The sequence below is a fragment of the Inhella sp. genome, from assembly GCF_027532025.1.
Lineage (GTDB): Bacteria > Pseudomonadota > Gammaproteobacteria > Burkholderiales > Burkholderiaceae_C > Inhella.
Map to the genome: position 1 here is coordinate 1 of NZ_JAPZSY010000092.1, position 26,002 is coordinate 26,002.

Annotated in this window: 18 protein-coding genes; 15 read left to right on the plus strand and 3 right to left on the minus strand. The window is 68.3% G+C overall.

Annotated features, from left to right (window positions below; genetic code table 11):
* The 7 genes from O9335_RS12090 to purL all read left to right on the plus strand — a co-directional run.
* Window positions 1–495 (plus strand): succinate dehydrogenase iron-sulfur subunit (locus O9335_RS12090; protein ID WP_298388403.1); only part of this gene is annotated, 495 nt, incomplete at its 5' end.
* Entirely contained in the window at window positions 495–794 is a 300-nt protein-coding gene (locus tag O9335_RS12095; protein WP_298388406.1) for a succinate dehydrogenase assembly factor 2, read from the plus strand. The genes O9335_RS12090 and O9335_RS12095, both read left to right, overlap by 1 nt.
* A complete protein-coding gene (gene gltA / locus O9335_RS12100) occupies window positions 791–2,101 on the plus strand; it encodes a citrate synthase (RefSeq protein ID WP_298388408.1) in 1,311 nt (436 codons plus the stop codon). Before O9335_RS12095 ends, gltA begins: the two co-directional genes overlap by 4 nt.
* Window positions 2,102–2,159: 58 nt before the next feature.
* Window positions 2,160–3,068, plus strand: a complete 909-nt coding sequence (locus O9335_RS12105; protein ID WP_298388410.1) for a ribokinase — start codon at window positions 2,160–2,162, stop codon at window positions 3,066–3,068.
* Window positions 3,065–4,015 (plus strand): nucleoside hydrolase, encoded by a 951-nt coding sequence (locus O9335_RS12110; RefSeq protein ID WP_298388412.1) that lies wholly within the window; start codon window positions 3,065–3,067, stop codon window positions 4,013–4,015. Before O9335_RS12105 ends, O9335_RS12110 begins: the two co-directional genes overlap by 4 nt.
* Before the next feature lie 18 nt (window positions 4,016–4,033).
* Entirely contained in the window at window positions 4,034–5,353 is a 1,320-nt protein-coding gene (locus tag O9335_RS12115) for a TRZ/ATZ family hydrolase (protein WP_298388414.1), read from the plus strand.
* 95 nt (window positions 5,354–5,448) lie between these two features.
* Window positions 5,449–9,423, plus strand: a complete 3,975-nt coding sequence (purL, locus tag O9335_RS12120; RefSeq protein ID WP_298388416.1) for a phosphoribosylformylglycinamidine synthase — start codon at window positions 5,449–5,451, stop codon at window positions 9,421–9,423.
* Here purL and O9335_RS12125 read toward each other — a convergent pair.
* Complete coding sequence (locus tag O9335_RS12125; RefSeq protein WP_298388418.1) at window positions 9,398–13,315, minus strand: PAS domain S-box protein; 3,918 nt, start codon at window positions 13,313–13,315, stop codon at window positions 9,398–9,400. The two genes, purL and O9335_RS12125, sit on opposite strands and share 26 nt — an antisense overlap.
* Window positions 13,316–13,323: 8 nt before the next feature.
* Complete coding sequence (locus O9335_RS12130) at window positions 13,324–14,451, minus strand: trypsin-like peptidase domain-containing protein (protein WP_298388435.1); 1,128 nt, start codon at window positions 14,449–14,451, stop codon at window positions 13,324–13,326.
* Between the two features lie 85 nt (window positions 14,452–14,536).
* Between O9335_RS12130 and O9335_RS12135 the strand changes: the two genes are divergently transcribed.
* The 4 genes from O9335_RS12135 to O9335_RS12150 all read left to right on the plus strand — a co-directional run bounded on the left by O9335_RS12135 (window position 14,537) and on the right by O9335_RS12150 (window position 17,104).
* Window positions 14,537–15,253, plus strand: a complete 717-nt coding sequence (locus O9335_RS12135) for a DUF1624 domain-containing protein (RefSeq protein ID WP_298388420.1) — start codon at window positions 14,537–14,539, stop codon at window positions 15,251–15,253.
* 73 nt (window positions 15,254–15,326) lie between these two features.
* Entirely contained in the window at window positions 15,327–16,088 is a 762-nt protein-coding gene (gene rlmB, locus O9335_RS12140; protein WP_298388422.1) for a 23S rRNA (guanosine(2251)-2'-O)-methyltransferase RlmB, read from the plus strand.
* A 12-nt stretch (window positions 16,089–16,100) separates the two neighbouring features.
* Window positions 16,101–16,730, plus strand: a complete 630-nt coding sequence (upp, locus tag O9335_RS12145; protein WP_298388423.1) for a uracil phosphoribosyltransferase — start codon at window positions 16,101–16,103, stop codon at window positions 16,728–16,730.
* The gene (locus tag O9335_RS12150) at window positions 16,730–17,104 is read left to right on the plus strand and encodes a hypothetical protein (protein ID WP_298388424.1); all 375 of its coding nucleotides are present in this window, start codon (window positions 16,730–16,732) and stop codon (window positions 17,102–17,104) included. Before upp ends, O9335_RS12150 begins: the two co-directional genes overlap by 1 nt.
* On the opposite strand, the gene O9335_RS12155 is transcribed toward O9335_RS12150, so the two are convergent.
* Window positions 17,073–18,086 (minus strand): D-2-hydroxyacid dehydrogenase family protein, encoded by a 1,014-nt coding sequence (locus O9335_RS12155; protein WP_298388425.1) that lies wholly within the window; start codon window positions 18,084–18,086, stop codon window positions 17,073–17,075. The genes O9335_RS12150 and O9335_RS12155 overlap by 32 nt on opposite strands.
* Before the next feature lie 165 nt (window positions 18,087–18,251).
* On the opposite strand from O9335_RS12155, the gene O9335_RS12160 reads away from it, so the two are divergent.
* The 4 genes from O9335_RS12160 (at window position 18,252) to O9335_RS12175 (ending at window position 25,226) form a co-directional block, all read left to right on the plus strand.
* Window positions 18,252–20,153 carry an acetylglucosamine transferase gene (locus O9335_RS12160; protein ID WP_298388427.1) on the plus strand — a complete coding sequence of 634 codons (1,902 nt, stop codon included), beginning with the start codon at window positions 18,252–18,254 and terminating at the stop codon, window positions 20,151–20,153.
* Window positions 20,154–20,166: 13 nt separating this feature from the next.
* The gene (locus O9335_RS12165; protein ID WP_298388429.1) at window positions 20,167–22,521 is read left to right on the plus strand and encodes a type I secretion system permease/ATPase; all 2,355 of its coding nucleotides are present in this window, start codon (window positions 20,167–20,169) and stop codon (window positions 22,519–22,521) included.
* On the plus strand, window positions 22,518–23,708 hold the full coding sequence (locus O9335_RS12170; protein ID WP_298388431.1) for an HlyD family efflux transporter periplasmic adaptor subunit: 1,191 nt from the start codon (window positions 22,518–22,520) through the stop codon (window positions 23,706–23,708). Before O9335_RS12165 ends, O9335_RS12170 begins: the two co-directional genes overlap by 4 nt.
* Before the next feature lie 99 nt (window positions 23,709–23,807).
* Window positions 23,808–25,226 carry a TolC family protein gene (locus O9335_RS12175; protein ID WP_298388433.1) on the plus strand — a complete coding sequence of 473 codons (1,419 nt, stop codon included), beginning with the start codon at window positions 23,808–23,810 and terminating at the stop codon, window positions 25,224–25,226.
* Window positions 25,227–26,002 lie beyond the last annotated feature (776 nt).

Below are 26,002 nucleotides of genomic sequence, written 5' to 3' on the forward strand. Positions count from 1 at the left end.
AACGGCCTGGCCTGCTTGACCAACATGCGCTCCTTGCCGGACGTGGTCGTGCTCAAGCCGCTGCCGGGCCTGCCCGTGGTTCGCGACCTGATCGTGGACATGACGCAGTTCTTCAAGCAGTACCACTCCATCAAGCCCTACCTCGTCAACGACGGCATCCCGCCCGAGAAGGAGCGCTTGCAGTCGCCCGAAGAGCGCGATGAGCTCAACGGCCTGTACGAGTGCATCTTGTGCGCCAGCTGCTCGACCAGCTGCCCCAGCTTCTGGTGGAACCCGGACAAGTTCGTCGGCCCAGCCGGCCTGCTGCAGGCCTACCGCTTCATCGCCGACAGCCGCGACCAAGACACCGCCGGCCGCTTGGACAACCTGGAAGACCCGTACCGCCTGTTCCGCTGCCACAGCATCATGAACTGCGTGGACGTGTGCCCGAAGGGCCTCAACCCCACCAAGGCCATTGGCAAGATCAAAGAGCTGATGGTGCGTCGGGCCGTCTGATGACCGCGTGTTTGAACGAGCGCGAACTCAGCAAGCTGCACTGGCGTTGCCGGCGCGGCTTGTTGGAAAACGACTTGTTCATCGAACGATTTTTTCGGCGGCAAGCGGAGCAAATCACGGTCGAGCAGGGTGAGGCCTTGACGAGGCTCATGGAGCTGAGCGACAACGACCTGTTGGACTTGTTGTTGGCTCGCACGGAGCCCGAAGGCGACCTCGATCACCCTGACATCCACGCTCTGCTGTCGTTGATGCGCCAGCCGCGCCCTCATTCTTCGCAAACCCAAGGAGCCCCACGATGACCCCCTCCGAAGTCAAGGCCACATTGGCCTTCAGCGATGGCAGCCCGACGATGGAACTGCCGATCTACAAGGGCTCGATCGGCCCGGATGTGATCGACATCCGCAAGCTGTACGCCCAGACCGGCAAGTTCACCTACGACCCGGGCTTCTTGAGCACGGCCTCGTGCAACAGCACCATCACCTACATCGACGGCGACAAAGGCGAACTGCTGTACCGCGGCTATCCCATCGAGCAATTGGCGGTCAGCTGCGACTACCTCGAGACCTGCTACTTGCTGCTGCACGGCGAACTGCCAAACGCCAGCCAGAAGGCCGATTTTGAGCACCGCGTCATGCACCACACCATGGTGCACGAACAGATGCAGCACTTCTTGCGCGGGTTCCGCCGCGACGCTCACCCGATGGCCGTCATGACGGGCCTGGTGGGGGCCATGTCGGCCTTCTATCACGACAGCACCGACATCAACAACCCGGAGCACCGTGAGATCGCGGCCATCCGCTTGATCGCCAAGATGCCCACGTTGGTGGCCATGGCCTACAAGTACACCATCGGCCAGCCCTACATCTACCCGAAGAACGACCTGAGCTACGCCGGGAATTTCATGCGGATGATGTTTGCCACGCCGTGCGAGGACTACCACCCCAACGAGGTGCTGGTGCGCGCGATGGATCGCATCTTCACGCTGCACGCCGACCACGAGCAAAACGCGTCGACCTCGACCGTTCGCCTGTGCGGTTCGTCGGGCACCAACCCGTTCGCGGCCATCGCGGCCGGCGTGGCCTGCTTGTGGGGCCCGGCACACGGCGGCGCCAACGAGGCCTGCCTGAACATGCTGGCCGACATCCAGAACCAAGGCGGCGTGGCCAAGATCGGCGAGTTCATCAAGCAGGTCAAGGACAAGAACAGCGGCGTCAAGCTGATGGGCTTCGGCCACCGGGTCTACAAGAATTACGACCCGCGCGCCAAGCTGATGCGCGAAACCTGCCACGAGGTGCTGGGCGAGCTGGGTCTGCAGAACGACCCGATGTTCAAGCTGGCCATGGAGCTGGAGAAGATCGCGCTGGAAGACGAGTACTTCGTCGCCCGCAAGCTGTACCCGAACGTGGACTTCTACTCGGGCATCGTGCAGCGCGCCATCGGCATCCCGGTGCCGCTGTTCACCGCCATCTTCGCGCTGGCCCGCACGGTCGGCTGGATCGCCCAGCTGAACGAGATGATCGGCGACCCCGAGTACAAGATCGGCCGCCCGCGTCAGCTCTTCGTCGGCGCCGTTTCGCGCGACGTCAAGCCCATCGGCCAACGCTGATCGGCCACCGGCCCGACCGACGCCCCCGCCCGCGGGGGCGTTTTCATTGGAGGTTTCCATGCCGACCGACGTCCTCGTGCTGGGCAGCGTCAACCGCGACCTGATCGTGCACGCGCCGCGGCTGCCCGTGCCCGGCGAGACCCTGCGTGGCCAGCGCTTTGCCAGCAGCTTGGGGGGCAAGGGGGCGAACCAGGCGGTGGCCGCCGCGCGCCTGGGCGCCCGCGTGGCCCTGGCCGCCCGCGTGGGGCAGTTGGAGCAGGGCACGGCCTTGGTGGCCCAGCTGGCGGGCGAGGGCGTGGACGTGCGCGCGGTGCAGCAGCCCGCGGACGAGGCGCCGGGCGTGGCCTTGATCGTGGTGGGCGCGGCCGACGGGGAGAACCAGATCGTCACCGTCGCCGGCTCGAACGGAACGCTGCCGCTCGATCAAGTCGAGAGCCTGCCCCTGGCGGGCTTGCGCTGGCTCGTGGCGCAGCAAGAACTGCCGCTGGCCTCCATCGCCCGGGCCTTCGAGCGCGCCCGAGCCCTGGGCGTGAAGACCTTGCTGAACGCAGCCCCGTACCGGCCGGAGTCGCTGGGCCTCTTGCCGCTGTGCGACCTCCTCGTGGTGAACCAGGGCGAAGCCCGGTCGCTGTTGCCGGGGCCCGTGGCCGGTGCCGAGGACGCCGCCCATGGCTTGCTGGCCCTGGGGCCGCGCGCGGTGCTCGTGTCCTTGGGGGCCGAGGGCTTGGTCTGGGCCGACGCCGACGGCGTGCAGCGCGCCGCGGCCGCCCGCGTGGTGGCGGTGGACACGGTGGGCGCGGGCGACACCTTGGTGGGCGCCTTGGTGACCGCCCTGGCCGAAGGGCAACCCGTCGCGCAGGCGCTGCGCTTCGCGCAGGCGGCCGCGGGCTTGGCGGTGTCGCGCACCGGCGTGCAAGACGCCATGCCGCGCCGCGCCGAGGTGGAGGCCGCTCTGGCATGCGCATGAAGCTCTGGCTCGACACCGACCCGGGCGTGGACGACGCGCTGGCGCTGGCGCTGATCCTGGTGCGGCCGGAGTTCGAGCTGCTCGGCGTGTCGACCGTGTTTGGCAATGCCAGCGTCGAGCAAACCACGGCCAATGCGCTGCGCTTGCTGACCCTGTTCGGCCACCCTGAACTGCCCGTGCATGCGGGCGCGGCGCGGCCCTTGGTGGGCGAGCCTCGCTTTGCGGCGGCCGTGCACGGCAACGATGGCATGAGCGGCTGCACCGCGCAGCTGCCCGAGCCCGCCGGTGCGGCCCATCGCGTGCCGGCGGTCGAGGCCTTGTTGGCCGCCAGCCACGTCCACGCCGGCGCGTTGCACCTCGTGGCCGTGGGCCCGTTCACCAACCTCGCCCTGGCGCTGCGGCAAGACCCCAGCTTGCCAGAGCGCGTGGCCAGCCTCACGCTGATGGGCGCGGCCTTTGGCGGCCATGGCTACACGGGCAACGTTACGCCCTGCGCCGAGGCCAACGTCCACAACGACCCCCGCGCGGCCGCCGAGGTGTTCGCCGCGACCTGGCAGCAATGTCGGGTGATTGGCCTGGATGCCACCCAGCGCACGCGCATTCCCATCCGCCGCCTGTCGCCCTTGGCCGAGGGCAGCGCCGCCCAGCGTTTGCTCTGGGCCGCCAGCCAGCCCTACGCCGGCTACTACGCCACGCGCGATGGCGAGAACGCCCTGGTGGCGCATGACGCCACCGCCGTGGCCGCGCTGCTGGCGCCGGAAGCGTTCACCTGGCGCAGCGGGCCCATGCGCGTGGTCGAAGGCGGTTTGGCCCACGGCCAGACCGTGCAAGACTGGCAGCACTTGGGCGGCGCCGACTGGCGCGAGCTGCCCCATCACGCGGTGGCCACCGACACCGACGCCGAAACCCTGACCCTGTTGTGCCTTGAGGCATGGCAGTCCTGCTGATTCTTTGAGGAGATCCCGATGACCGCGACCTTGCTGCTGCCCCGCTGGCTGCTGACCCTGAAAGCCGGCGAGCCCGTGCAAACCGGCCAGGCCGTGCTGCTGGAGGGCGAGCGCATCGCCGCCGTGGGCGCCGCCGCCGACCTGATGGCGCAGCACCCCAACGCCACCCGCGTGGAGCTGCCCGAGCACGTACTGATGCCCGGCCTGATCAACAGCCACACCCACAGCGCCATGAGCCTGCTGCGCGGCGTGGCCGACGACCTGGGCCTGATGGACTGGTTGAACAACCACATCTGGCCGCTGGAGAAGCAGTGGGTCAGCCATGAGTGGACGCGACTGGGCAGCTTGTTCAGCGCCGCCGAGGCCCTGCGCGGCGGTGTGACCACGCTGAACGACATGTACTTCTTCCCCGAAGCCATGGCCGAGGCCGCGTTGCAGGCCGGCATCCGCGCCGCGGTGTCGATCAACGTGATCGACTTCCCCACGGGCTACGCATCAGGGCCGGACGACTACATCGCCAAGGGCGTGGCTGCCTACGAGAAGTACAAGGGCGAAAGGTTGCTGCAGTTCACCAGCAGCCCGCACGCGCCCTACACGGTCAGCGACGAGACCTTCGTCAAGCTGCGCCAGCTCTCCGAGCGGCACGACATGGTCATGCACTGCCACATCCACGAAACGATGGACGAGGTCAACGGCGGCGTGCAGCAGCACGGCGTGCGCCCGCTGGCCCGCCTGGAAAAGCTGGGCCTGATGAACGAACGCATGATCGCCGTGCACATGGTCCATCTGACCGACGACGAGATCGCCATGCTGGCCAAGAACAAGGTGCACATCGCCCACAACGCCAGCAGCAACCTGAAGCTGGCAAGCGGCATCGCCCGCGTGGCCGACCTGGACGCCGGGGGCGTCAACGTGGCCCTGGGCACCGACGGCGCGGCCAGCAACAACCGGCAAGACATGTTCGAAGAGATCCGCCAGGCCGCGCTGCTGGCCAAGGGCAGCAGCGGCCAGCCCACGGTGCTCAACGCCCGCCGCGCGCTGGAGATGGCCACGATCGGCGGCGCCAAGGCCCTGGGCCGCGAGGCCGACCTGGGCTCCATCGAGGTGGGCAAGCTGGCCGACGTGATCGCCGTCGACCTCTCGGCCCCCGAGTGCCGCCCGGTCTACCACCCCGACGCCCAATTGGTCTACGTGGCGGCGCGCGAGCACGTCAGCGACGTCTGGGTGCAGGGCGAGCGCGTGCTGAAGCAGCGCCAACTGACCCGCTTCAACCTGTCGCAGGTGCTGGCCGAAGTGGAAGAGACCGTGGCCAAGATGAAGGCCGGGCAGGGCGCCTGAGGCGTCCGCCCCAGTCGGCTCAGTAGAATCCCGCATCTCCACCCCCGCCGGCCACCGCCTTTGCGTGGCCGGTGCTATTTCTAGCGCTCCACGCCATGGCCAGCTCCCAGCATCTGCAGTGTTTCGAGGGCGGCAACGCCTTGTCCGCCTTCCGCGCGCAGGCGCTGCTGAATCGCTTGCAGGCGGCGGTGCCGCGCGTCAAGGCCGTGCAAGGCCGCTTCGTGCACTGGGTGAGCAGCGCCCAGGCGCTGGACGCGGCGCAGAACGAACGCCTCGCCGCCTTGCTGACCTACGGACCCGCTGCCGCGCCCCAGGCCGAGGGCGCCTTGGTGGTCGTCACCCCGCGCCTGGGCACGCTCAGCCCCTGGGCGTCGAAGGCCAGCGACATCGCGCACAACTGCGGCTTTGCCATCCAGCACGTGGAGCGCGTCACCGAGTACACCTTGGTGCTGGACAAGCCCTTGCTGGGCAGCGCCAAGCCCTTGAGCGAGGCCGAGTGGCAGGCCTGCGCCGGCGTGCTGCACGACCGCATGACCGAAAGCGTGCTGCGCCAGCGCGACGACGCCCGCCACCTGTTCGACGAGAAGCAAGCGCAGCCCCTGGAGCGCGTGGACGTGCTGAGTCAAGGCCGCGCGGCGCTGGAGCGCGCCAACGCCGACTGGGGCCTGGCCCTGAGCGGCGACGAGATCGACTACCTGCTGGACGCCTTCGGCACCAAGCTGAAGCGCAACCCCAGCGACGTCGAGCTGATGATGTTCGCGCAGGCCAACAGCGAGCACTGCCGCCACAAGATCTTCAACGCCCAGTTCGTCATCGACGGCGAGGCGCAGCCGCTGTCGATGTTCGGGATGATCCGCAACACCGAGAAGCTCAGCCCCCAGCACACCGTCATTGCCTACGCCGACAACGCCGCGGTGATGACCGGCCACGCCATCGAGCGCTGGCTGCCGCGCGCCGGCCAGGTGTACGGGGCCGCCGACGAGCAGGCCCAGGTGCTGATGAAGGTGGAAACGCACAACCACCCCACGGCCATCTCGCCTTTCAGCGGCGCGGCCACGGGCGCCGGCGGTGAGATCCGCGACGAAGGCGCCACCGGCCGCGGTGCCAAGCCCAAGGCGGGCCTGACGGGCTTCACCGTCAGCCACCTGCGCCTGCCCGGCCTGGCCGAGTCCTGGGAGACGCCCGAAAGCAAGCCGGCGCACATCGCCAGCCCGCTGCAGATCATGATCGACGGCCCCATCGGTGGCGCCGCCTTCAACAACGAGTTCGGCCGGCCCAACCTGCTGGGCTACTTCCGCGCCTACGAGCAGGCCGTGGCCGGCGTGCAGCGCGGCTTTCACAAGCCCATCATGATCGCCGGCGGTCTGGGCACCATCCGCGCCGACCTCACCAAGAAGATCCCGTTCCCGCCCGGCACCCTGCTGGTGCAGCTGGGGGGCCCCGGCATGCGCATCGGCATGGGCGGTGGCGCGGCCAGTTCCATGGCCGCTGGCGTGAACAGCGCCGAGCTGGACTTTGACTCGGTGCAGCGCGGCAACCCCGAAATCCAGCGCCGCGCGCAAGAGGTCATCACGGCCTGCTGGGCGATGGGGGCCGACAACCCCATCCTGGCCATTCACGACGTGGGCGCGGGCGGCATCTCCAACGCCTTCCCCGAGCTGGTGAACGACGCCGGCCGCGGCGCGCGCTTCGATCTGCGCGCCGTTCCGCTGGAAGAGTCGGGCCTGGCCCCCAAAGAGATTTGGTGCAACGAGAGCCAAGAGCGCTACGTGCTGGCCATCGCGCCCGAAAGCCTCGACGCCTTCCGCGCCCTGTGCGAGCGCGAGCGCAGCCCCTTCGCCGTGGTGGGCGTGACCACCGCCGAGCCGCAGCTGCAGTTGGTGGATGAGGGCCAAGACACGCCCATCGACATGCCGATGGACGTGCTGCTCGGCAAGCCGCCCAAGATGACCCGCGACGTGACGCGCGTGGCCCGCGACGCCGGCCGTTTTGACGCCGAGGCCATCACCGACCTGGCTGCCATCGCCCACGCCGTGCTGCGCCACCCCACGGTGGCCAGCAAGCGCTTCCTGATCAGCATCGGCGACCGCACCGTGGGCGGCCTGACGCACCGCGACCAGATGGTCGGCCCCTGGCAGGTGCCCGTGGCCGACGTGGCCGTGACCCTGGCCGACTTCCGCGGCCTGGCGGGCGAGGCCATGAGCATGGGCGAGAAGTCGCCCCTCGCCGCCGTGGACGCGCCGGCGTCGGGCCGCATGGCCGTGGGCGAGTGCCTGACCAACCTGCTGGCCGCGCCGGTGGCGCTGGACCGCGTCAAGCTCAGTGCCAACTGGATGGCGGCCTGCGGCGAGGCCGGCGAAGACGCCGCGCTGTACGACACCGTCAAGGCGGTGGGCATGGACCTGTGCCCGGCGCTGGGCATCGGCATCCCGGTGGGCAAGGATTCGCTGTCGATGCGAACCAAATGGAACGAAGGTGGGGACGGCCACCAGGTCACCGCCCCCGTGTCGCTGATCGTCAGCGCCTTCGCCAGCCTGGACGACGTGCGCGGCACGCTCACCCCGCAGCTGCATGCGGGCGACACCAGCCTGATCCTGGTCGACTTGGGCCAAGGCCGGGGCCGCATGGGCGGCTCCATCTTGGCGCAGGTCAGCCAGCAGTTCGGCGGCCCGGTGCCCGACCTGGACGAACCCGCTCAGATCAAGGCCCTGTTCACCGCCGTGAACGCGCTGCGGGTTGAGGGCAAGCTGCTGGCCTACCACGACCGCAGCGACGGCGGCCTGTGGGCCGCGGTGGCCGAGATGGCCTTTGCCGGCCGCGTGGGCGTGGCGCTGAACCTCGACGCCGCGATGACGCCGAGCACGGCGGTGAGCGACAGCCTGAGCGACCACGGCGACGCCAAGAACTGGGCCCAGCAGGTGAGCGGCCGCCGCCACGAGCAGCTGCTGCGTGCGCTGTTCAACGAAGAGCTCGGCGTGGTGCTGCAGGTGCGCACCGCCGACCGCGACGCCGCGATCGGCGTGCTACGCGCCCACGGCCTGTCGACCCACGCCCACTTGGTGGGCAAGACGACCGCCGACGCCGCCCTGAGCGTGTGGGCCGACGCCAAGTGCGCCTTCAAGATCGCCCTGGGCGAGGCCCTGGCCAGCTGGGATGCCGTCAGCCACCAGATCGCCCGCCTGCGCGACAACCCGGCTTGCGCCGACGCCGAGCACGCCGCCGCCATCGACCCCGCCGCGCCGGGCCTGCACCGCCACGTTCCGTTCGACACGCGCCAGCTGCCGACGACCTTGCCCACCGGCCGCGGTCCGCGCGTGGCCATCCTGCGCGAGCAGGGTGTCAACAGCCACGTGGAAATGGCCTACGCCATGGCCCTGGCCGGCTTCGAGGCCGTGGACGTGCACATGAGCGACCTGCAGTCGGGGCGCCAGCAACTGAACGACTTCCGCGGTTTCGTGGCCTGCGGCGGTTTCTCTTACGGCGACACCCTGGGCGCCGGCGAGGGCTGGGCCCGATCCATCCTGTTCAACCCGGTGCTGAAGGCCCAGTTCGAGGCTTTCTTCGCCCGCCCCGACACCTTCGCGCTGGGCGTGTGCAACGGCTGCCAGATGCTGGCGGCGCTGGCCGAGATGATCCCCGGCGCCAACGCGTGGCCGCGTTTCGTGCGCAACGAGAGCGAGCAGTTCGAGGCGCGCCTGTCGATGGTTGAGGTGCTGGACTCGCCCTCCATCTTCTTCACCGGCATGGCGGGCACCCGCGCGCCCATCGCCGTGGCGCACGGCGAGGGCCGGACCGACTTCTCGGTTCAGGGCAGCGAAGCGGGCGTGCTGCGCGCCATGCGCTTCGTGGACGGCCACGGCCAGCCCACGCAGGCCTACCCGGCCAACCCCAACGGCAGCCCGGCGGGCCTGACCTCGGTGACCACGCCCGACGGCCGCTTCACGGCGCTGATGCCGCACCCGGAGCGCGTATTCCGCAACGCGCAGATGAGCTGGTCGGGCAGCGAGTCGCTGGGCGAGGCTTCGCCCTGGTTGCAGATGTTCGTCAACGCGCGCCGTTGGTGCGCTTGAGCGGGTCCCAGCCCGACGCCCGGTACCCGGTGAGGTTGTCGCCGGGGCTCGTGTCGTTGGGGGCCGACAGCGGCAGCTCGAACACGAAGCAGGTGCCCTGGCCGGGCGCGGTGTCCAGGTGCAGGCTGCCGCCCAGGATCACCGTGGCCACGTTGTGCACGATGTTCAGTCCCAAGCCCGTGCCACCCCGACCCAGTTTGGTGGTGAAAAAAGGATCGAAGGCGCGCCGCGCCACCTCGGCTGACATGCCTTGACCGTCATCCGCGACCAGGAGTTGGACCGCCGCCTGATCCGGAAGGCGCTTGGCCCGGATGTGCACCTGTCCACCCTCGCGACCCTCGAATGCGTGCAGCTGGGCGTTGATGAGCAGGTTGGTCAGCACGCGACCGAGGGCGCCCGGGTAGCTGTCCATCCACAGGTCGGGTTCGATGTCGGTGTGCAGCCGCAGGCCGCCCTGTTTGAGTTGGGGACGCGTCACGGTGACAACGTCCTCCACCACCTGGTCCAACCGGAACGATCGACGCTGCTCACTGGTCTGGTCGGCCGACAACTGCTTGAAGTGCTGCACCAGATCGGCGGCGTTGAGCAAGCTGCGCTGCAGCAGGTCCCCGAGGGCCTGGGTGTCCTGCAGGAAGGCTTCCAAGGTGGAGCGACGAACGGTGTTGCTGCTCAGGGCGTTGCGGAGTTCTTGGCATCGGTCGCTCAGCGTGCTGGCCACTGTGAGGCTGGTGCCGATGGGGGTGTTCAATTCGTGCGAAACGCCTGCCACCATGGACCCCAGCGCGGCCAGCTTGTCGCTGCGCACCAGCTCTTCGTGCGCTTGAGCCAACTCTTGCGTCCGCTCGGTCACCCGCCGTTCCAACTCGGTGTTGAGCGTTTGCAGCGCCTGTTGCGCTTGCACTTGGGCGGAGACGTCCAGCACCACGGCCAGGAAGCCGAGCACGCGCCCATCGGGATCGGTCATGCGGCTGAAACGGAGGGCCGCATTCAAGCGTTCACCGCTCTTGCGGACGAAGGTCCAGTGGCTGAGTGAGCTCTGGCCGCCCGCGTCGAGCAGCAGCATCATCATTTCAGACTTGCCCACCGGCCGCCCCAACTCGGCCGTGCGGGCGTCGGCGCGAGCCTGCAACTCGGCGGGGTCGTGGAACATCAGCGTGGACCGACCGATGACCTCGTGCTGCCCGTAACCGAACATGCGCTCGGCACCGCGGCTGAAGAGCTCCACCTTGCCTCGGAGAGAGACCACCAGGATGGCGACATCCAGGGCCGAGTCGAGAACCGCTTGCAGGCGATCGCGCGTGTCTCGCAAGGCCGATTCGTGGCCCAAGGCCGTGGTCACGTCACGTGCGATGGCCACGTGACCCAAGAACGTGCCTTGATCGTCCCGCATCTCAGCCAAGGTGACCGAGACCTTCAAGCGCGTGCCTGAACGAGCCACGAACGTGAAGACCTGGGTGCGACTGCCTTCGGCTGCGGCAGCCTGGAGCGACACCAACTCGCCGGCGGCCACGGGTCGGCCCAGGCGGTCGCTCCATTGGCGCAAGCGCTGCTGCACGGCCTCGGGGTCGTACAAGCGCTCCGGCCGCGCGCCCAGCATCTCTGCCGCGCTGTACCCCAGCAGGCGCTCGGCCCCGCGGTTGAAGAGCATGACGCGGCCCTGCGGATCCATGGCCACGACCGCGATTTCATCGGCAGCGTTGAGCACCGCTTCCAGCCGAGCGTTGGTGGCGCGCAGGCGGTCTTCGGCGTCGACGCGCTCCGTCACGTCGTGTGCGACCGAGATGTACCCAGTCACTTCGCCGGCGGAGTTGCGCACAGCGTGGAAACTGTGCGAGACACGGATTTGGGTTCCGTCATCCAGCCGTACATAGGTCCATATGCGGGTGTGACCCGCATCCAAGCCCTCAGCCTGCCGCTCGAACACCTCGTGCCAGGGCACGGGGCGCCCGAGCATCGACGCCAGTCGCTGGGATTCCGCCTCGATTTCGACCGCCAGGTGGAAGCGGCGTGGCGAGCGTCCCAGTGCGGCACTGGCCGCGCAGCCCAGCAGGCGCTCCGCCCCTCGGTTGAACAACTGGACTCGCCCGTTTCGGTCCAGGGCCACGATGGCCACGTCCTCGGCGCTGTCCAACACCGACTGAAGGCGTTCGGCCGTGCGCGTCAGCGCGTCCTGTGTGCTGATCAAGGTCGAGATGTCCACCGCCACGCCGAGGTGGCCGATGGCTTGCCCGCGTCGGTCTTTCAACTCACTCACGGTGAGGCTGACTGGCACCCGACGACCGTCGGCGCGCACGTAGGTCCAGGTGCTTCGTTCTTCCAAGGCTCGGCCTTGGACGAAGACCTCCGCTGGCGCCACAGGATGCCCCAGGCGGGCTGCCAGCGCTTCGGCGCGGTCGGCCATTTCCTGCGGGTCGTGGAAGCGATGGGGCGAAGAGCCGATCACCTCGTGGGCGCGGTAGCCGAGCAGCAGTTCGGCGCCGCGGCTGAAGTCGGTGATGCGGCCCTGCGGATCGGTGGCGATGATGGCGATGTCGGTGGCCGAGTCCAGCAGGGACTGCAAGTGATCGCGGGTGCGCGCCAGGGCGTCGCGGGCCTCTGCCAGTTCGTGCTCGGCACGCCGAATGGGCGTCAAGTCTCGGCCCACGCCGCGGTAGCCCTGAAACTGTCCTTCGGCATCGAAAACAGGCTCGCCGGAGACGCTGATGGTCAACACCTGGCCACTGGGCGCCCGCAGTCTGTACTCGAAGTCACGAAACGCTTCCCGCCGCTCGAGTTGCTCGCGATGACGTTCCCAAGCTGCGTCCGGCAACACACCGGGCGCCTCCCAGCGCCGGTGCCCGATCACGTGCCGCAGGGGCAGGGCGTGGTGCTCGTCGCCCATGTCCAAACGCGTCAGCCGCAAGTCGGTGTCCAACTCCCAAAACCAGTCGGAGCCCAGTCGCGCCAGCGCCTGGAATCGCGCCTGCAACGCCTCGCTCTGGGCCTGCGCTTGGGCGCGCAACTCGGCTTCGGCGAGCAGGTCGCGGTGGCTCAGCGCCAGCCGGTGACGCTGGCGGGACCACACGGTGGTCAGCCCCGTGATGGCCAAGCTGGCCAGGGCCAGAAGGGCCACCAAGGGCGACCGCCAGGGCCAGCCGGCTGGCCATCCGCCTTGGGGCCGCGCCCTCAGCTGCCAACGTGCGCCAGGCAGTTGGGCATCGAGGCTGACCGCGCCCGGCGTGTGCAAGCCCGCGTCGCCGCCGATCATGCCGCCCAAGGCGCCATTGGCTTGAACCTCAAACACCGCCAGCGACAGCTGCGCGTGGGGCCAACCGACCCGACGCAGGAAGGCATCGCGGTCGGCGACGGCAGACACCACACCCCAGTAGCGAGGCTCGCCCTGCGGGTCACGAACGAACACAGGTCGTCGCTGCACGATGCCCAAGCCCCCTTGAACCAAGGGCACTGGCGCGGCGATCAAGGGCCCCCCCCAGTGGCGGGCGCGCTGCACTTGGGCGTACTGGGCTGGAATGCTTTGGTAATCCAGGTTTTGCACCGCCTCGTTGCCCGCCAGCGGGCTGACGAAGCGCACCACGTCGTTGGGTGCCGCGGCGAGGCTGCGCAGTTGCAGCGCTTCCCAGGGAACTTCGCGCGCGACCCGCTCGAAGCGCTCGGCGTCCATCCGGCCATCGTCCTGGATGAGCGCGGCCAGCGTGAGGGTCGGGCCGAAGCTCTGCAGCACGGCTTGGTCCAACTGCGCCTTGATGGTTTGCAGTTGGGTCAGCACCACCTCCCGCGCGCGTTGCTGCTCGTTCGCTTGAACCTGCCAGGCCGTCACGGCCACTGCCACCGCACCCAGCGCTGCGACGAGCAGCGGGATCAGGGGCCAGGGCCAAGCGCGACGCGAGGACACGATGGGCCTCAATCGGAGGCCACCACCGCCACCGACACGGTACGGTTGCGGCCATCTCGCCACACACTCAGGCGCACGGTGTCGCCGGGCGCGCGCTTTTCCAGCTCGGTCAGCAGGTCGTCCAGGTCGTGGACTTTGGCGTCGTTCAGGGCGGTGATGACATCGCCCAACTCCAGGGTGCCATTGCGCAGACGACGGAAGGGCTTGAGGCCGGCTTGCTCGGCCGGCCCGCCACGAACCAGCCCCGTGATGGCGATGCCGCGTGGCAGTTGGTGTGGAGCGTTGGCACCCAGGGCCGTGCCATCGATGCCCAGCGCCGGGCGGATGAAGCGGCCGTCGCGGATGAGGCGCGGCACGATCCGGTTGACTTCGTCCACTGGGATGGCGAAGCCGATGCCGGCGCTGGCGCCGCTGGGGCTGTAGATGCTGGTGTTGACGCCGATGAGGCGTCCAGCCGAATCCAGCAGCGGGCCTCCGCTGTTGCCGGGGTTGATCGCGGCGTCGGTTTGGATCGCGCCGCGGATGCTGCGGCGGGTGAGGGACTCGATTTCGCGATTCAGCGCCGAGACGATGCCCTGGGTCAGCGTGAAGTCCAGGCCGAAGGGGTTGCCGATGGCGTAAACCTTTTGGCCCACCTGCAGGTCTCTGCTGCTGCCCATGGCGATCGGGGGCAGCTTGCCGGTCGGTGCGTCGATGCGCAGCACGGCCAGGTCGCGATCGGCAAAGGCGCCCACCAAGGTGGCCTCGAACTCGCTCTGGTCGGCCAGCGTCACCTTGGCGCGGTTGGCGTTTTGGATGACATGAAAGTTGGTGACGATGTGGCCGCGCTCGTCCCACACGAAGCCGGAGCCCGTGCCGGTGGGCACTTCGGTCACGCGACGCGAGAACAAGTCGCGCTGGGCCTGCAAGGTGGTGATGTGCACCACCGATGGCGAGACCCGCTTGAAGACGCCAATGTGGTTGAGTTCGTCGGCGTCGAGCGGGCCACGCGGCGTCACGGCACGGGGCTGGGCTGGGGCATCGCCCCGGCCCGAGGCATCGTGGGGCCAGCAGGCCACCAAGAGCGCGGCGGCCAGGGTCAGGGCCATCCATGGGGTCCAGCGGCGAAGCGCCGGCAGCGACACGGTCTGAAGCATCACGGGGCAGAGGTTCGAGCGCAGAAGTCCCCTAGGGTAATGGAGCCGCCACAATCTCCGGCCCATGTCGCCAGAACCCCTCCGAATGCCTCACGATTCCCGCCTGCCACGCCTCGATGCCTTGCGGGCGGTTTGGATGGTGTGGATGGCGGCCTTCCATTTCGCCTTCAATTTGGCGCACTTCCGGCTGATCGAGGCGAACTTCTACGTCGATCCGCTGTGGACGACCCAGCGCACCTTGATCCTGAGCGGGTTCCTGTTTTGGGCCGGCTTGTCGCAGGCCCTGGCCCACGAAGCCGGGCAATCGGCGCCCCGCTTCTGGCGTCGCTGGGCCCAGGTGGCGGGCGCGGCCGCGTTGGTCAGCCTGGGTTCGGCCCTGATGTTCCCCAACAGCTGGATCAGCTTTGGCGTCTTGCACGCCTTCGCCCTGATGCTGCCCTTGCTGCGCTGGGGGCTCGGGCGATGGCCAACGGGGTGTTTGGTGGCCTTGGCCGCTTTGGCCTGGGTCTTGCCTGGATGGGTGCAGCACCCGGTGTTTGACACCCGCTGGACCAACTGGGTGGGTCTGGTCACCCACAAGCCCATCACCGAAGATTTCGTGCCCCTGCTGCCTTGGCTGGCGCCCCTGCTGCTGGGCTGGGTGGCGGCACGCCAGCCCGGGCTGAGGCGCTGGCTGGCCGGCCCCGTGCCTGGGGCGGGCCGAGCATGGGCGGGTTTGGGGCGCTGGCCGCTGACCTTCTACCTGCTGCACCAGCCGGTGTTGATCGCCGGGCTGATGGCCTGGATGGCCTTGGCGCGTTGATCGGCACGGAATCCAAGGGGGCGGCAAGGCGCAGCGCCAAGGGCCATGGGCGGTCGGGACGTAGCATGCCGGCATGACCGACCAACCCCGAACCGTGCTGTTTGGCTTTCATGCCATCAGCACCCGACTCAAGATCGCCCCCGCCAGCATCGACTTGGTGCTGTTTGACGCCAGCCGCCGCGATGCCCGCATGAAGGGCCTCTTGGCCCGCGCCGCCGAGGCCGGTGTCAAGGTGGTGGAAACCGAAGCCTTGCAGCTCGATCGCCTGGCCCGCACCGATCGCCACCAAGGCGTGGTGGCGCGGGTGCAAGCGCTCAAGGCCCAGCATTCCCTCGATGATCTGCTCGACGGCGTGCAGGCCCGCGGCGACAAGCCCCTGGTGTTGGTGCTGGATGGCGTGACCGACCCGCACAACCTGGGCGCCTGCTTGCGAGTGGCCGACGGGGCTGGTGCCCATGCCGTGCTGGCGCCGCGCGACCATGCCGTGGGCTTGAACGCCACCGTGGCCAAGGTGGCCAGCGGTGCCGCCGAGAGCGTGCCCTACTTGATGGTGACCAACCTGGCCCGCACCCTGGGGGAGCTGAAGGAGCGCGACATCGTGTGCGTCGGCACCTCCGACCAAGCCGAGGGCTCGCTTTACCAGCTGCCCGCCGGTGAGCTGGCAGGGCCGGTGGCCTGGGTGCTGGGCGCCGAGGGTCACGGCCTGCGGCAACTCACGGCCAAGACGTGCGATCGCCTGGTGAGCATTCCCATGCGCGGTGCGGTGGAAAGCCTCAACGTCTCGGTGGCCGCCGGCGTTTGTTTGTACGAATCGCTGCGCCAGCGCGGCGGCTGAAGGAGAAGGTCCATGCCCGTCATCGACGTCCAGCACCCTCTGGTCAAGCACAAGGTCGGCCTCATGCGCGAGGCCGACATCTCCACCAAGAAGTTCCGCGAACTGACGCAAGAGGTGGCCCGCCTGCTGGCCTACGAGGCCACGGCCGACTTCCCGACCGAAAAGGTCACCATCGACTGCTGGAGTGGCCCGACCACCGTGGACCAGATTGCTGGTAAGAAGGTCACCGTGGTGCCCATCTTGCGGGCGGGCTTGGGCATGCTGGATGGCGTGCTGGACATCCTGCCCAACGCCAAGGTCAGCGTCGTCGGCCTGGCCCGAGATCACGAAACCCTCAAGCCGGTGAACTACTTCGATCGGTTTGTGGGGCAGCTGGACGAGCGCACCGCGCTCATCATCGACCCCATGCTGGCGACCGCCGGCAGCATGATCGCCACCGTGGAGCTGCTCAAGGCCCGTGGCTGCAAGGACATCCGCGCCCTGGTGCTGGTGGCGGCGCCCGAGGGCGTGAAGGCCCTGGAGACGACCCACCCCGACGTGCGCTGCTGGACGGCGGCCATCGACAGCCACCTCAACGAGCAGGGCTACATCATCCCGGGCTTGGGCGATGCTGGCGACAAGATCTTCGGGACCAAAGAGTGATGCTCGGGTTGGGCCGCGTGCGTCGGCTCGTTGGGGTCGGGTTGCTGGCGGCGCTGGCGGCCTGCTCACAGCCGATTCCCGCCGACAAGCGGGCTTACGTGGGCGATTGGCGCGGGGCGGGCATGCAACTGTCGATCACCGCGGAGGGCTCGGTGCGGTACTGGCGGCAGCGCGACGATGGCAGCACCACCCTCGAGGCCCCGTTGCAGCGGTTCGACGGCGACCACTTCGATGTCGGCGTGGGCCCGATCTCGACCCGCTTCGTCGTTACCCAGCCGCCCGTTCTCATCGAGGGCGTGTGGCGAATGACCGTGGACGGCGTTGCGCTGACCCGGCCAGGCGTCACCGCGCCCGGCGCAGCGCTTCGGGGTTGACCAAGCCCGTGGGCGTGCCCCGAACGAACTGGATCACGTGCCCGAAGGCGGCCTGGAAGTACTGCTCGTAGCTGTCTTGCTCCACGTAGCCGATGTGCGGCGTGCAGACGGCGTTTTCCAGGCGCAGCAGGGGGTGGCCCTGGAGGATGGGCTCGCTTTCGAACACGTCGATGGCGGCCATCCCCGGGCGCCCACGGTTCAGGGCGGCCACCAAGACGTTGTCGACCAGCAACTCGGCGCGCGACGTGTTCACAAAAAGGGCGGTCGGCTTCATGCGCGCCAGGTCGTCGCCGGTGACCAGGCCTCGCGTGGCATTGGTCAGGCGAAGGTGCAGGCTCAGCACATCGCTGCTGGCAAAGAAGTCTTCGCGGCTATTGGGCACGGCGTAGCCGTCGGCCATCGCCTGCAGGCGTGAGGCTTCGCTGCCCCACACCTGCACGGTCATGCCAAAGGCGCGCCCGTAACCGGCCACCAGTTGCCCGATGCGCCCGTAGCCCCAGATGCCCAAGGTCTTGCCGGCCAGCACCATGCCCAGGCCGAAGTTCGTGGGCATGGAGGCGGACTTGAGGCCCGACTGCTGCCAGGCGCCATGTTTGAGGTTGCCGATGTACTGCGGAAGGCGCCTCATGGCGGCCATGATCAGCGCCCAGGTCAGCTCGGCCGGCGCCGTGGGCGAGCCGCCGCCCTCGGCCACGGCAATGCCCAGCCGCGTGCAGGCCTCCACGTCCACGTGAGCCCCGATGCGTCCGGTCTGAACGATGAGCTTGAGCCGGGGCAGCTTCTCGAGCAGCGTCCGAGGGAAGGCTGTTCGTTCACGGATCAGCACCAGGGCTTCAGCGTCCCGCAGTCGCACCGACAACTGGCCCACACCTTTGACGGTGTTGGTGTACACCTTGGCCTGGATGCCCTCGACATCGAGCAGCGACGAGCAGCGCAGCTTTCGCACCGCGTCCTGGTAGTCGTCGAGGATGATGACGTTCATGGCGGCGGGCATTGTGCAGCGCTTGCCCGGCCGCCGTTGCGCGACCGGGTGCGATGCGCAGCTCCGATGCCGGTAATTGGGCTCGCCCCACCGCCCATTTCCGCTCGCCATGGGCCAGGGGGGCGCCTAACATCGAGCGACCGGGGAAAACACCCAGGACCGCCCATGCCAACCAGCAACGTCTTGCCGCTCCATGTGACCACCGCCGCGGGCGCCGAGTTGCCCGAGCCGCAGGCCTCTTTGGCCTTGGCGGCGTCGGGCCAGTGGCCCCTGGGCGAACTGATGAGCAAGGCCGGCACCTGGCAAGCCGCCGGGCGCGCCGACTTGGCGGCCCTGCTGTACGAGACCTGGATCGACAAGACCGAGACGCCGCACCAGGCGCTGGCCTTGTTCAACTGGGGCACGCTGCTGGGCACGCTGAACCAGCACGCCCGCGCCGAAGCGGTGTACCGCCGCGCCATCGGCCTGAAGCCCGACTTCGCGCAGGCCCAGCTCAACCTGGCCCACCAGCTGGAGCACCAAGGCAAAAGCGACGAGGCCCTGGCCCAGTGGCGGGCCGTGTTCGAGGGCGTGGCCCAGCTCGACTGCGTCGGCGCCGACCCGCTGGACCTGCAACTGCACGCGCTGAACAACTCGGCCCGCCTGTTGGAGCAACTCAAGCGCTACGACGAGGCCGAAGCCTTGATGCACCGCAGCCTGCTGCTCAAGCCCACGCAGGGCGACGTCATCCAGCACTGGGTCCACATCCGCCAAAAGCAGTGCGAATGGCCGGTGCACCAGCCCTTTGGCGAGGTCACCGAAAACGCCTTGTGGGTGCACACCTCGCTGCTGGCCATGCTCTCGGCCAGCGACAACCCCGCCATGCAGCTGCTCACCGCGCAGCGTTTCGTGCACGAAAAGGTGCAAAAGCCTGCCGGCAAGCCCTTCCACCGCCTGCATGGTCCGGCGCGGCGCGAGGGCCGCATCCGCATCGGCTACGCCTCCGGCGACCTGTGCATGCACGCCGTGGGCCTGCTCACGGCCGAGCTGTACGAGCTGCACGACAAGTCCCGCTTCGAGCTCTTCGCTTTCGACTGGGGACGCGAAGACGGCACGCCGCTGCGCGCGCGCCTCAAGCGCAACTTCGAGCACTGGCACAGCCTGCACGGCGTGCCCGACGACGAGGCCGCCAAGCGCATCGCGCAGGCGGGCATCGACGTGCTGGTGGACTTGCAGGGCCTGACCAACGGCGCCCGCCCCAACATCCTGGTCAACCGGCCCGCGCCGGTGCAGGTCAGCTACCTGGGCCTGCCGGCCACCTCGGCCGTGCCCGGCGTGGACTGGATGCTGGCCGACCGCTACGTGATGCAGCCCGAGTACCTGCGCTACTGCACCGAGCGCCCGCTGTACCTGAACACCTGCTACCAGGTGAGCGACCGCCAGCGCGAGATGGGCGCCCCGCCCACCCGTGCCCAGTACCAGTTGCCCGAGGGCGCCTTCGTCTTCGCCAGCTTCAACAACAACCACAAGTACAGCGAGGAGATGGTCGCCTGCTGGATGCGCGTGCTGCACCAGGTGCCGGGCTCGGTGCTCTGGCTGCTGGCCGACAACCGCTGGGCCGAGGCCAACCTGCGTGCCGCCGCGCAGGCCCACGGCGTCGCGCCCGAGCGCTTGATCTTTGCGCCGCGCGTGCTGCCCGCCGACTATTTGGCCCGGTTTGCGTTGGCCGACCTGGTGCTGGATACCTTCCCGTACAACGCCGGCACCACCGCCAGCGACTGCCTGTGGGCCGGCGCACCCATCCTGACTTTGAGCGGCCAGAGTTACATCAGCCGCATGTGCGGCAGCCTGCTCACGGCCGTGGGCTTGCCAGACTTGATCACCACCTCGCTGGCCGACTACGAACGGCTGGCGGTGCAGATCGGCCGTAACCCGGCGCGCGCCGCGTCGTACAAGCGCTACTTGGCCGAGCACGGCCGCAGCAGCAAGCTGTTCGACGTGCCCGCCATCGTGCGCGAGATCGAACGCGTGTTCGAGCGGCTCGCCACGCAGGCGCGCGCAGGCCTGCCCATGAACCCCGACGCCTGAAATCACAAGCGCCATGCCCGACCGCCCGAGCTTCTTCGACGAACCGGCTGCCAAGCGCAGCCGTTCGCCGTTGCAGGTGGCGGCCGTCAACGATGGCACGGCGCCGACCCCACGGGGTGCCGCGCCGCGATCGAGCGCGACGGGCGATCCCTTGTTGCAGTGCATCGCCTGGCTGACCGTGCACCACGGGCGCGCCCGCACACCGGAAAGCCTGCGAGCGGGCCAGCCGGTGGATGGGGCCTTGATGCCCGACCAAGCCCTGCGTCTGCTGCGGGAGGCCGGCTACAACGCGGGGCTGTTGCCCAAGCGCATTGCTGACATCAACCCCCTGCTGCTGCCGGCCATCTTGCTGCTGGGGGAGGGAGACGCCTGCGTGCTGGTGGCTCGCGATGGGGATGGCGAGCGTTTTCAGGTCCTGTTCCCCGACTCCGAGGGCGCCATGGGGCAGCCCGCGGCGGCCACCGCTGCCGAGTTGGAGGCGGCGTACAGCGGCTTCGTGTTGGTGGCCACGCCCAAAGAGGAAAGCGCGCACAGCCGCCAGGAGGCTGCCAGTGGCACTGACCCGACGCGGCATTGGCTTTGGGGCACCTTGCGGCGCTTCGTGCCCTACTACCGAGCCTCGATGGTGGCGGCGCTGTTGTCCAACGTGTTGCTCTTGGCCACCGGCTTGATCACGGCCGTCATCTTCGACAAAGTGATTCCTCACAACGCCACCACCACCTTGTGGACCTTGGCCGTGGGCGCAGTCATCGCGCTGAGTTTTGATTTGTTCGCGCGCCAGTTGCGCAGCCACCTGATCGACTTGGCGGGGCGCAAGGCCGACCTCATCATCAGCGCCGAGCTCTTCCGTCGCACGCTGGGCGTGCGCATGGAGCACCGGCCTGAAAGCGCCGGCTCCTACGCGCACTACCTGGCCCAGGTGGAGACGGTGCGGGACTTTTGTGCCTCGGCCTCGTTGTCGGTGTTGACGGATTTGCCCTTCGTCGTGCTGTTCATCGCGATGACCTTTGTCATCGCGGGCCCGCTGGGTTGGGTGTTGGTGTTGGCCGTGCCTTTGGTGCTCGGCATCACGTTCTACCTGCAGGCCCGGGTGCGGCGCAGCGTCAACACCCATTTGGCCGAGCAGGCCGACTTGCAGGGCACCTTGGTCGAGGCGGTGGAGGGGCTGGAAGACGTCAAGACCACAGGCGCTCAAGGGCGCTTTGTGCGGCGTTACGAGTCCAGCGCTGCCCTCGCGGCCGAGCACAGCTTGCGCATGCGGGCGGTGTCTGCGCTGTCGAACAACCTCTCCATGACCATGCAGCAGGGCATCACCATCGTGATGCTGGTTTGGGGCGTGTACCTCACCCAAGACGGCGTGCTGACGAGCGGCGCCCTGGTGGGCGCGGTGATGTTTGCGGGTCGCGCGCTGGCGCCTCTGTCCAGTTTGGTGGGGCTTGCTGCACGCTACCAAGCGGCCCGGGCATCCATGATCAACATCGACCGCCTGATGAAGCGCCCCCAGGAGCGGGACGGCACCCAGGCCTATGTCTCCATCCAACAAGCGCAAGGGCGCTTGAGCCTGAACGAGGTGGGCTTCTGCTACCCCTTGCCGCCCGGCGTGCAGGGCAATCCGCCCAAGGTGCTCAAGGGGGTGAACCTGCGCATCGAGCCCGGTGAGCGTGTGGCGGTGTTGGGTCGTATCGGCTCGGGCAAGAGCACGGTCCTGCGCCTGTTGGCAGGGCTTTACCAGCCCAGCGAGGGTCAGGTGGACTTCGATGGCATCGACTTGCGCCAAGTCGACCCGGCCGAGTTCCGTTCGCGCATGGGCTTCGTCAGTCAAGAGCCACGGCTGTTCAACGGCAGCCTGCGGGACAACGTCACCATGGGGCGTGGCGACATCGACGCCTCGCGTTTGGTCGAGGTGGCCCGCCTGACGGGCCTCGAACGCCTGGTGGCCAGCCACCCGCAAGGCTGGGACATGCAAGTCGGCGAAATGGGCGGTTTGCTCAGCGGCGGCCAGCGTCAGTTGGTGGCGCTGGCGCGGGCCTTGGTCCACCAACCGCAGGTGCTGCTCATGGACGAGCCCACCAGCAGCATGGACGCTCAAAGCGAAATCGTCTTCTTGCGACAACTGCGCGAGGCGCTGAACCAGAACGGCGGCTGCACCCTGGTGGTCGTGACCCACCGCCCGGCGGTGTTGGAGTTGGTGGGCCGCATCGTGGTGGTGGACAACGGCAAGATCGTCATGGACGGCGCCCGAGATGCGGTGCTGGCAGCGTTGAGCGGTGCGCGGCCCAGCCAAACCGCGCCGGGCGAGACCGCCGAGGACGCCAAGGTGCGCATCCACCCCGCTGCCCAACCGGTCCAGCGCACCCCCTCGGTATGAGCGACGAGCGCCGCTACCTGAGCGCCCTGCAGGCAGCCCAGGCCGACGAGGCCTTGCCCAAGTCCACCTGGGCGCTGTACATGATGCTGGCCTTCGTGGTTTGCTTCATCGGCTGGGCGGCCTGGGCCGAGATCGACGAGGTCGCACGTGCCGAGGGCCGCGTGGTGCCCGATGGCAAGGAGCAGGTCATCGCCAGCTTGGAGCCCGGGCTGTTGGCCGAAATGATGGTGCGCGAGGGGCAGCAGGTGACCGAAGGCCAGGAGCTTGTGCGCTTGGATCCCACCCGCGTGGAGGCGGCCGAAAACGAGGGCGCCTTGCGCCGGCTGGCGCTCACGGCCACCGCGGCTCGGCTCAAGTCCGAAGCCAACGGCACGCCCCTCGTCTTTCCGCCGGAGCTCAAGGACAGCCCTCGGCTGCAGCAGGCCGAGCGCGAAAGTCACGAGGCGCGGCGTCGGGCGTTGGACGACGGCGTGGCCGGCATGAGTCGCTCTATCGGCTTGGTGGAACGCGAGCTGGCCATGGCGCGCCAGATGGCGCAGCAGGGGCTCATGAGCAATGTCGAGGTCATGCGACTGACCCGCCAGGTCAGCGAACTGCAAACGGCGCGCAGCCAGCAAATCAGCCGCTTTCGGCAAGAGGCCGCCAGCGAGCTCGTGCGCGTGAACAACGAGCTCGCGGTCATCGAAGAGCAGATGGTGGTGCGTCAGGACCAGCTCAAGCGCACCACGCTGACCAGCCCCGTGGCGGGAGTCGTCAAAAGCATCAAGATGAACACCGTGGGCGGGGTGGTGGTCACCGGCGCACCCATCCTGGAAATCGCACCCGTTGGGGGGCGCGTCTTGGTCGAGGCGCGGGTCAAACCGCGCGACGTGGGCTTCGTCTCCCTGGGTCAGTCGGCGGAGGTCAAGCTCTCGGGCTACGACCCCAACCTGTATGGCGTGCTGCACGCCACGGTCGACTACATCAGCCCCGATGCCTTCGGCGACAGCGACAAGGGCGCCGAAGCCACCTACTACCGCGTGCTCGTGGTGGCCAAAGACAACAACTTGCGCCCGGTTCGCGGCGAGCCCGCGCTCCTTTTGCCGGGCATGGCGGCCACGGTCGAGATCAAGACGGGGCAGCGCTCTGTGTTGGGCGTGTTGCTGCGCCCCATGCTCAAGAGCCAGGAAGCGCTGCGCGAGAGATAGGTGGTGGGGGCCGTGCAATTCCAGGCTTTGCCTGAGGCCGCGACGTGGTGCAGTAACGCCTGAGTCCATCCGCCCACCGGCCCCGGCCGGAAGCACGCCATGCGCCCCTTGTTGCTGTTGCTCAGCCTGCTGATCGCCGTGGGCTCCGCGTCCGCCCAACGCGCCCCCAAGAAGAAGCCACCGGCGCGGCCAGCCGCCCAGGCGGTCGTCGCGCCGTCGTCTGCGCCAGCTTCGTCCCCAGAGCGTTGCGGTGCGGATGAAGAGTCGCCCGCCGCGTTGGCTGCAGGGTCTCCTGGGGGCCCTTGGGTTGCTTGGGCCCAAACCGATCCTCGGTCCTACCTTTTGCAGGTGGCCGATACCGCCGTTCAGCGCAGCCGTGGGGTCAACGTCGCTCAGCTGCTCGAGGCAGCCGCCCGTGATGACCTGCGCGACGCACAGGCTGCCAGCCTGCCGCAGATGCAGTTGAACCTGACGGGGGCCCAGGTCGGTAGCGAGCTCAATGGACTGAAGCTTTCCAATGGCCTCGAAGCGCGAGCGTCTCTTCAAGCGGGCGGGCCGCTGTGGGACTGGGGGCGCCAAAAGCAATTGGTGGAGTGGCGACGCCAGTTGGGCGAAGCCGCCGCCATGGGGCGTGCCAGCGTGGCCGAGCAAGTGGCCTTGCAGGCCGTGAGCCTCAGCCTGGACCGCAGCCGCTACACCCTGCAGGCCCAGGTGTACGGACAGTACGTCAAACGCATGGCCTGCCTGGTGGAGGCCTTGCAAACGATCACCCGGCTGGACCCCGGGCGCGCCAGCGAACTGGTGCAGGCGCAAAAGAGCCAACAGCAAGCCGATTTGGCCCTGGCCAGCACGAAAGACCTGCTCAAGAGCAACGAAACCCGCTTGCGCCGGCTGTTGGGCGATCCCTTGCCCCCCCCAGCCAGTTTGTCGGCTGTTCTCGTCCAACTGCCCGACCTCGCCCTGCTCCAAAAGGACTTGTTGTCAGCCCCCGATGTGACGGCGGCGTCCGCCCAGGCCCTGGCCGCGCAACGCTTGGCCGAGGCCACGGCCGCTGGCCAAAAGCCTCAGGTGAGTTGGCTGGGCGGGGTCAACGCCAGCCGCGGCAATGGGCACCGGGCCGATTTCATCGGCGGCGTCCAAGTCAGCGTGCCGCTGTGGCGGGCCACCGACGAGCCCCAACTCAGCGCCGCCCGGCGGCGAGCCGAAGCGGCCAGCGTGCAACGCGATGAAACCTTGGAAGCCAAGTCCTGGCGCCTGACCGAGATCCACGACGCTGCAGGCAACAGCCTGGACCGCGCACGCCGCATCGCCGAGATGCTTCGCTCCAGCCAACAGGTGCGCTCGGCCACGCTGCAACAGTGGCAGCAACTCGGCCGCCGCTCCTTGTTCGACGTGATGGGCGCCGAGGCTGACTACTACGGTCTGCGCGTGGCACAGATCAACGCCCTGTACGACGCCCAACAGGCCGTGGCCGTGATGGGCTCGATGGGGCGGGGCGTGACGGCGCTCTTGCGTTGAACGGGCTGGATCGGCCGTTGCGCCATCCGCTCGTCCAGGGTCAGGTTTAGCGCCTGGGGCCTGTAAGGACCGCCGAAGGCGCGTTCGGCGCTCAGTGGTCGCTCGAGAACCCGGACGCAACTCCATCGGCCTCCGAGGCTGGCTGACTCACACCGCCTTGTCTCACTCGGTACAAGCTTTGCAGGGATGGCCGCCGATCGGTCGACCGACTGGCAAGGTCTGCTTCCGGCCAGGAGCGGGTATTCGGACTTGAGTGGCCTATGGCCGGACCAAGCTGCTTGCAGCCGTTCGCGCTCGGGCCGGCAATAGGCGGAACTCCCCCCGAAAGCGGCCCGCCCCCCTGTGAGCCATCTTTCCTCTTCGAAAAGGGCCTCGTAGCGGCTCGCTCAACTTGGGCACCCATCAATTCGGCCCGGCGACACCACGAGGTCCTGGGGCAAACTCGGTCTCGCGGCCGTGAGGGGCTTGCAGCATGATGGCCTCTTGGCATCGGCGCATGGCCCGCAGCGCACCTGCAGCACTGGCCGATTTATGGCGCAGTTTGATACTGGATAAAACAGCAGTCAACCGGACGTAAAGGCATGACAGATCAAGCACTTGCGCTTGCGCGCGTCAGCGTTTTTATGCAGCAGCGCCCGGTTTTATGCAGTCTCCCTAAAACACGTTGAACTAAACCGCTGACGCGGTGACCGGCGCACACCGTTGGTCACCGCGTTTTGCATGGCGTCTGTGCAGCCGAGCACTTGCGCGAAGCGTCGGTGAGGTCAAGCCTTCAG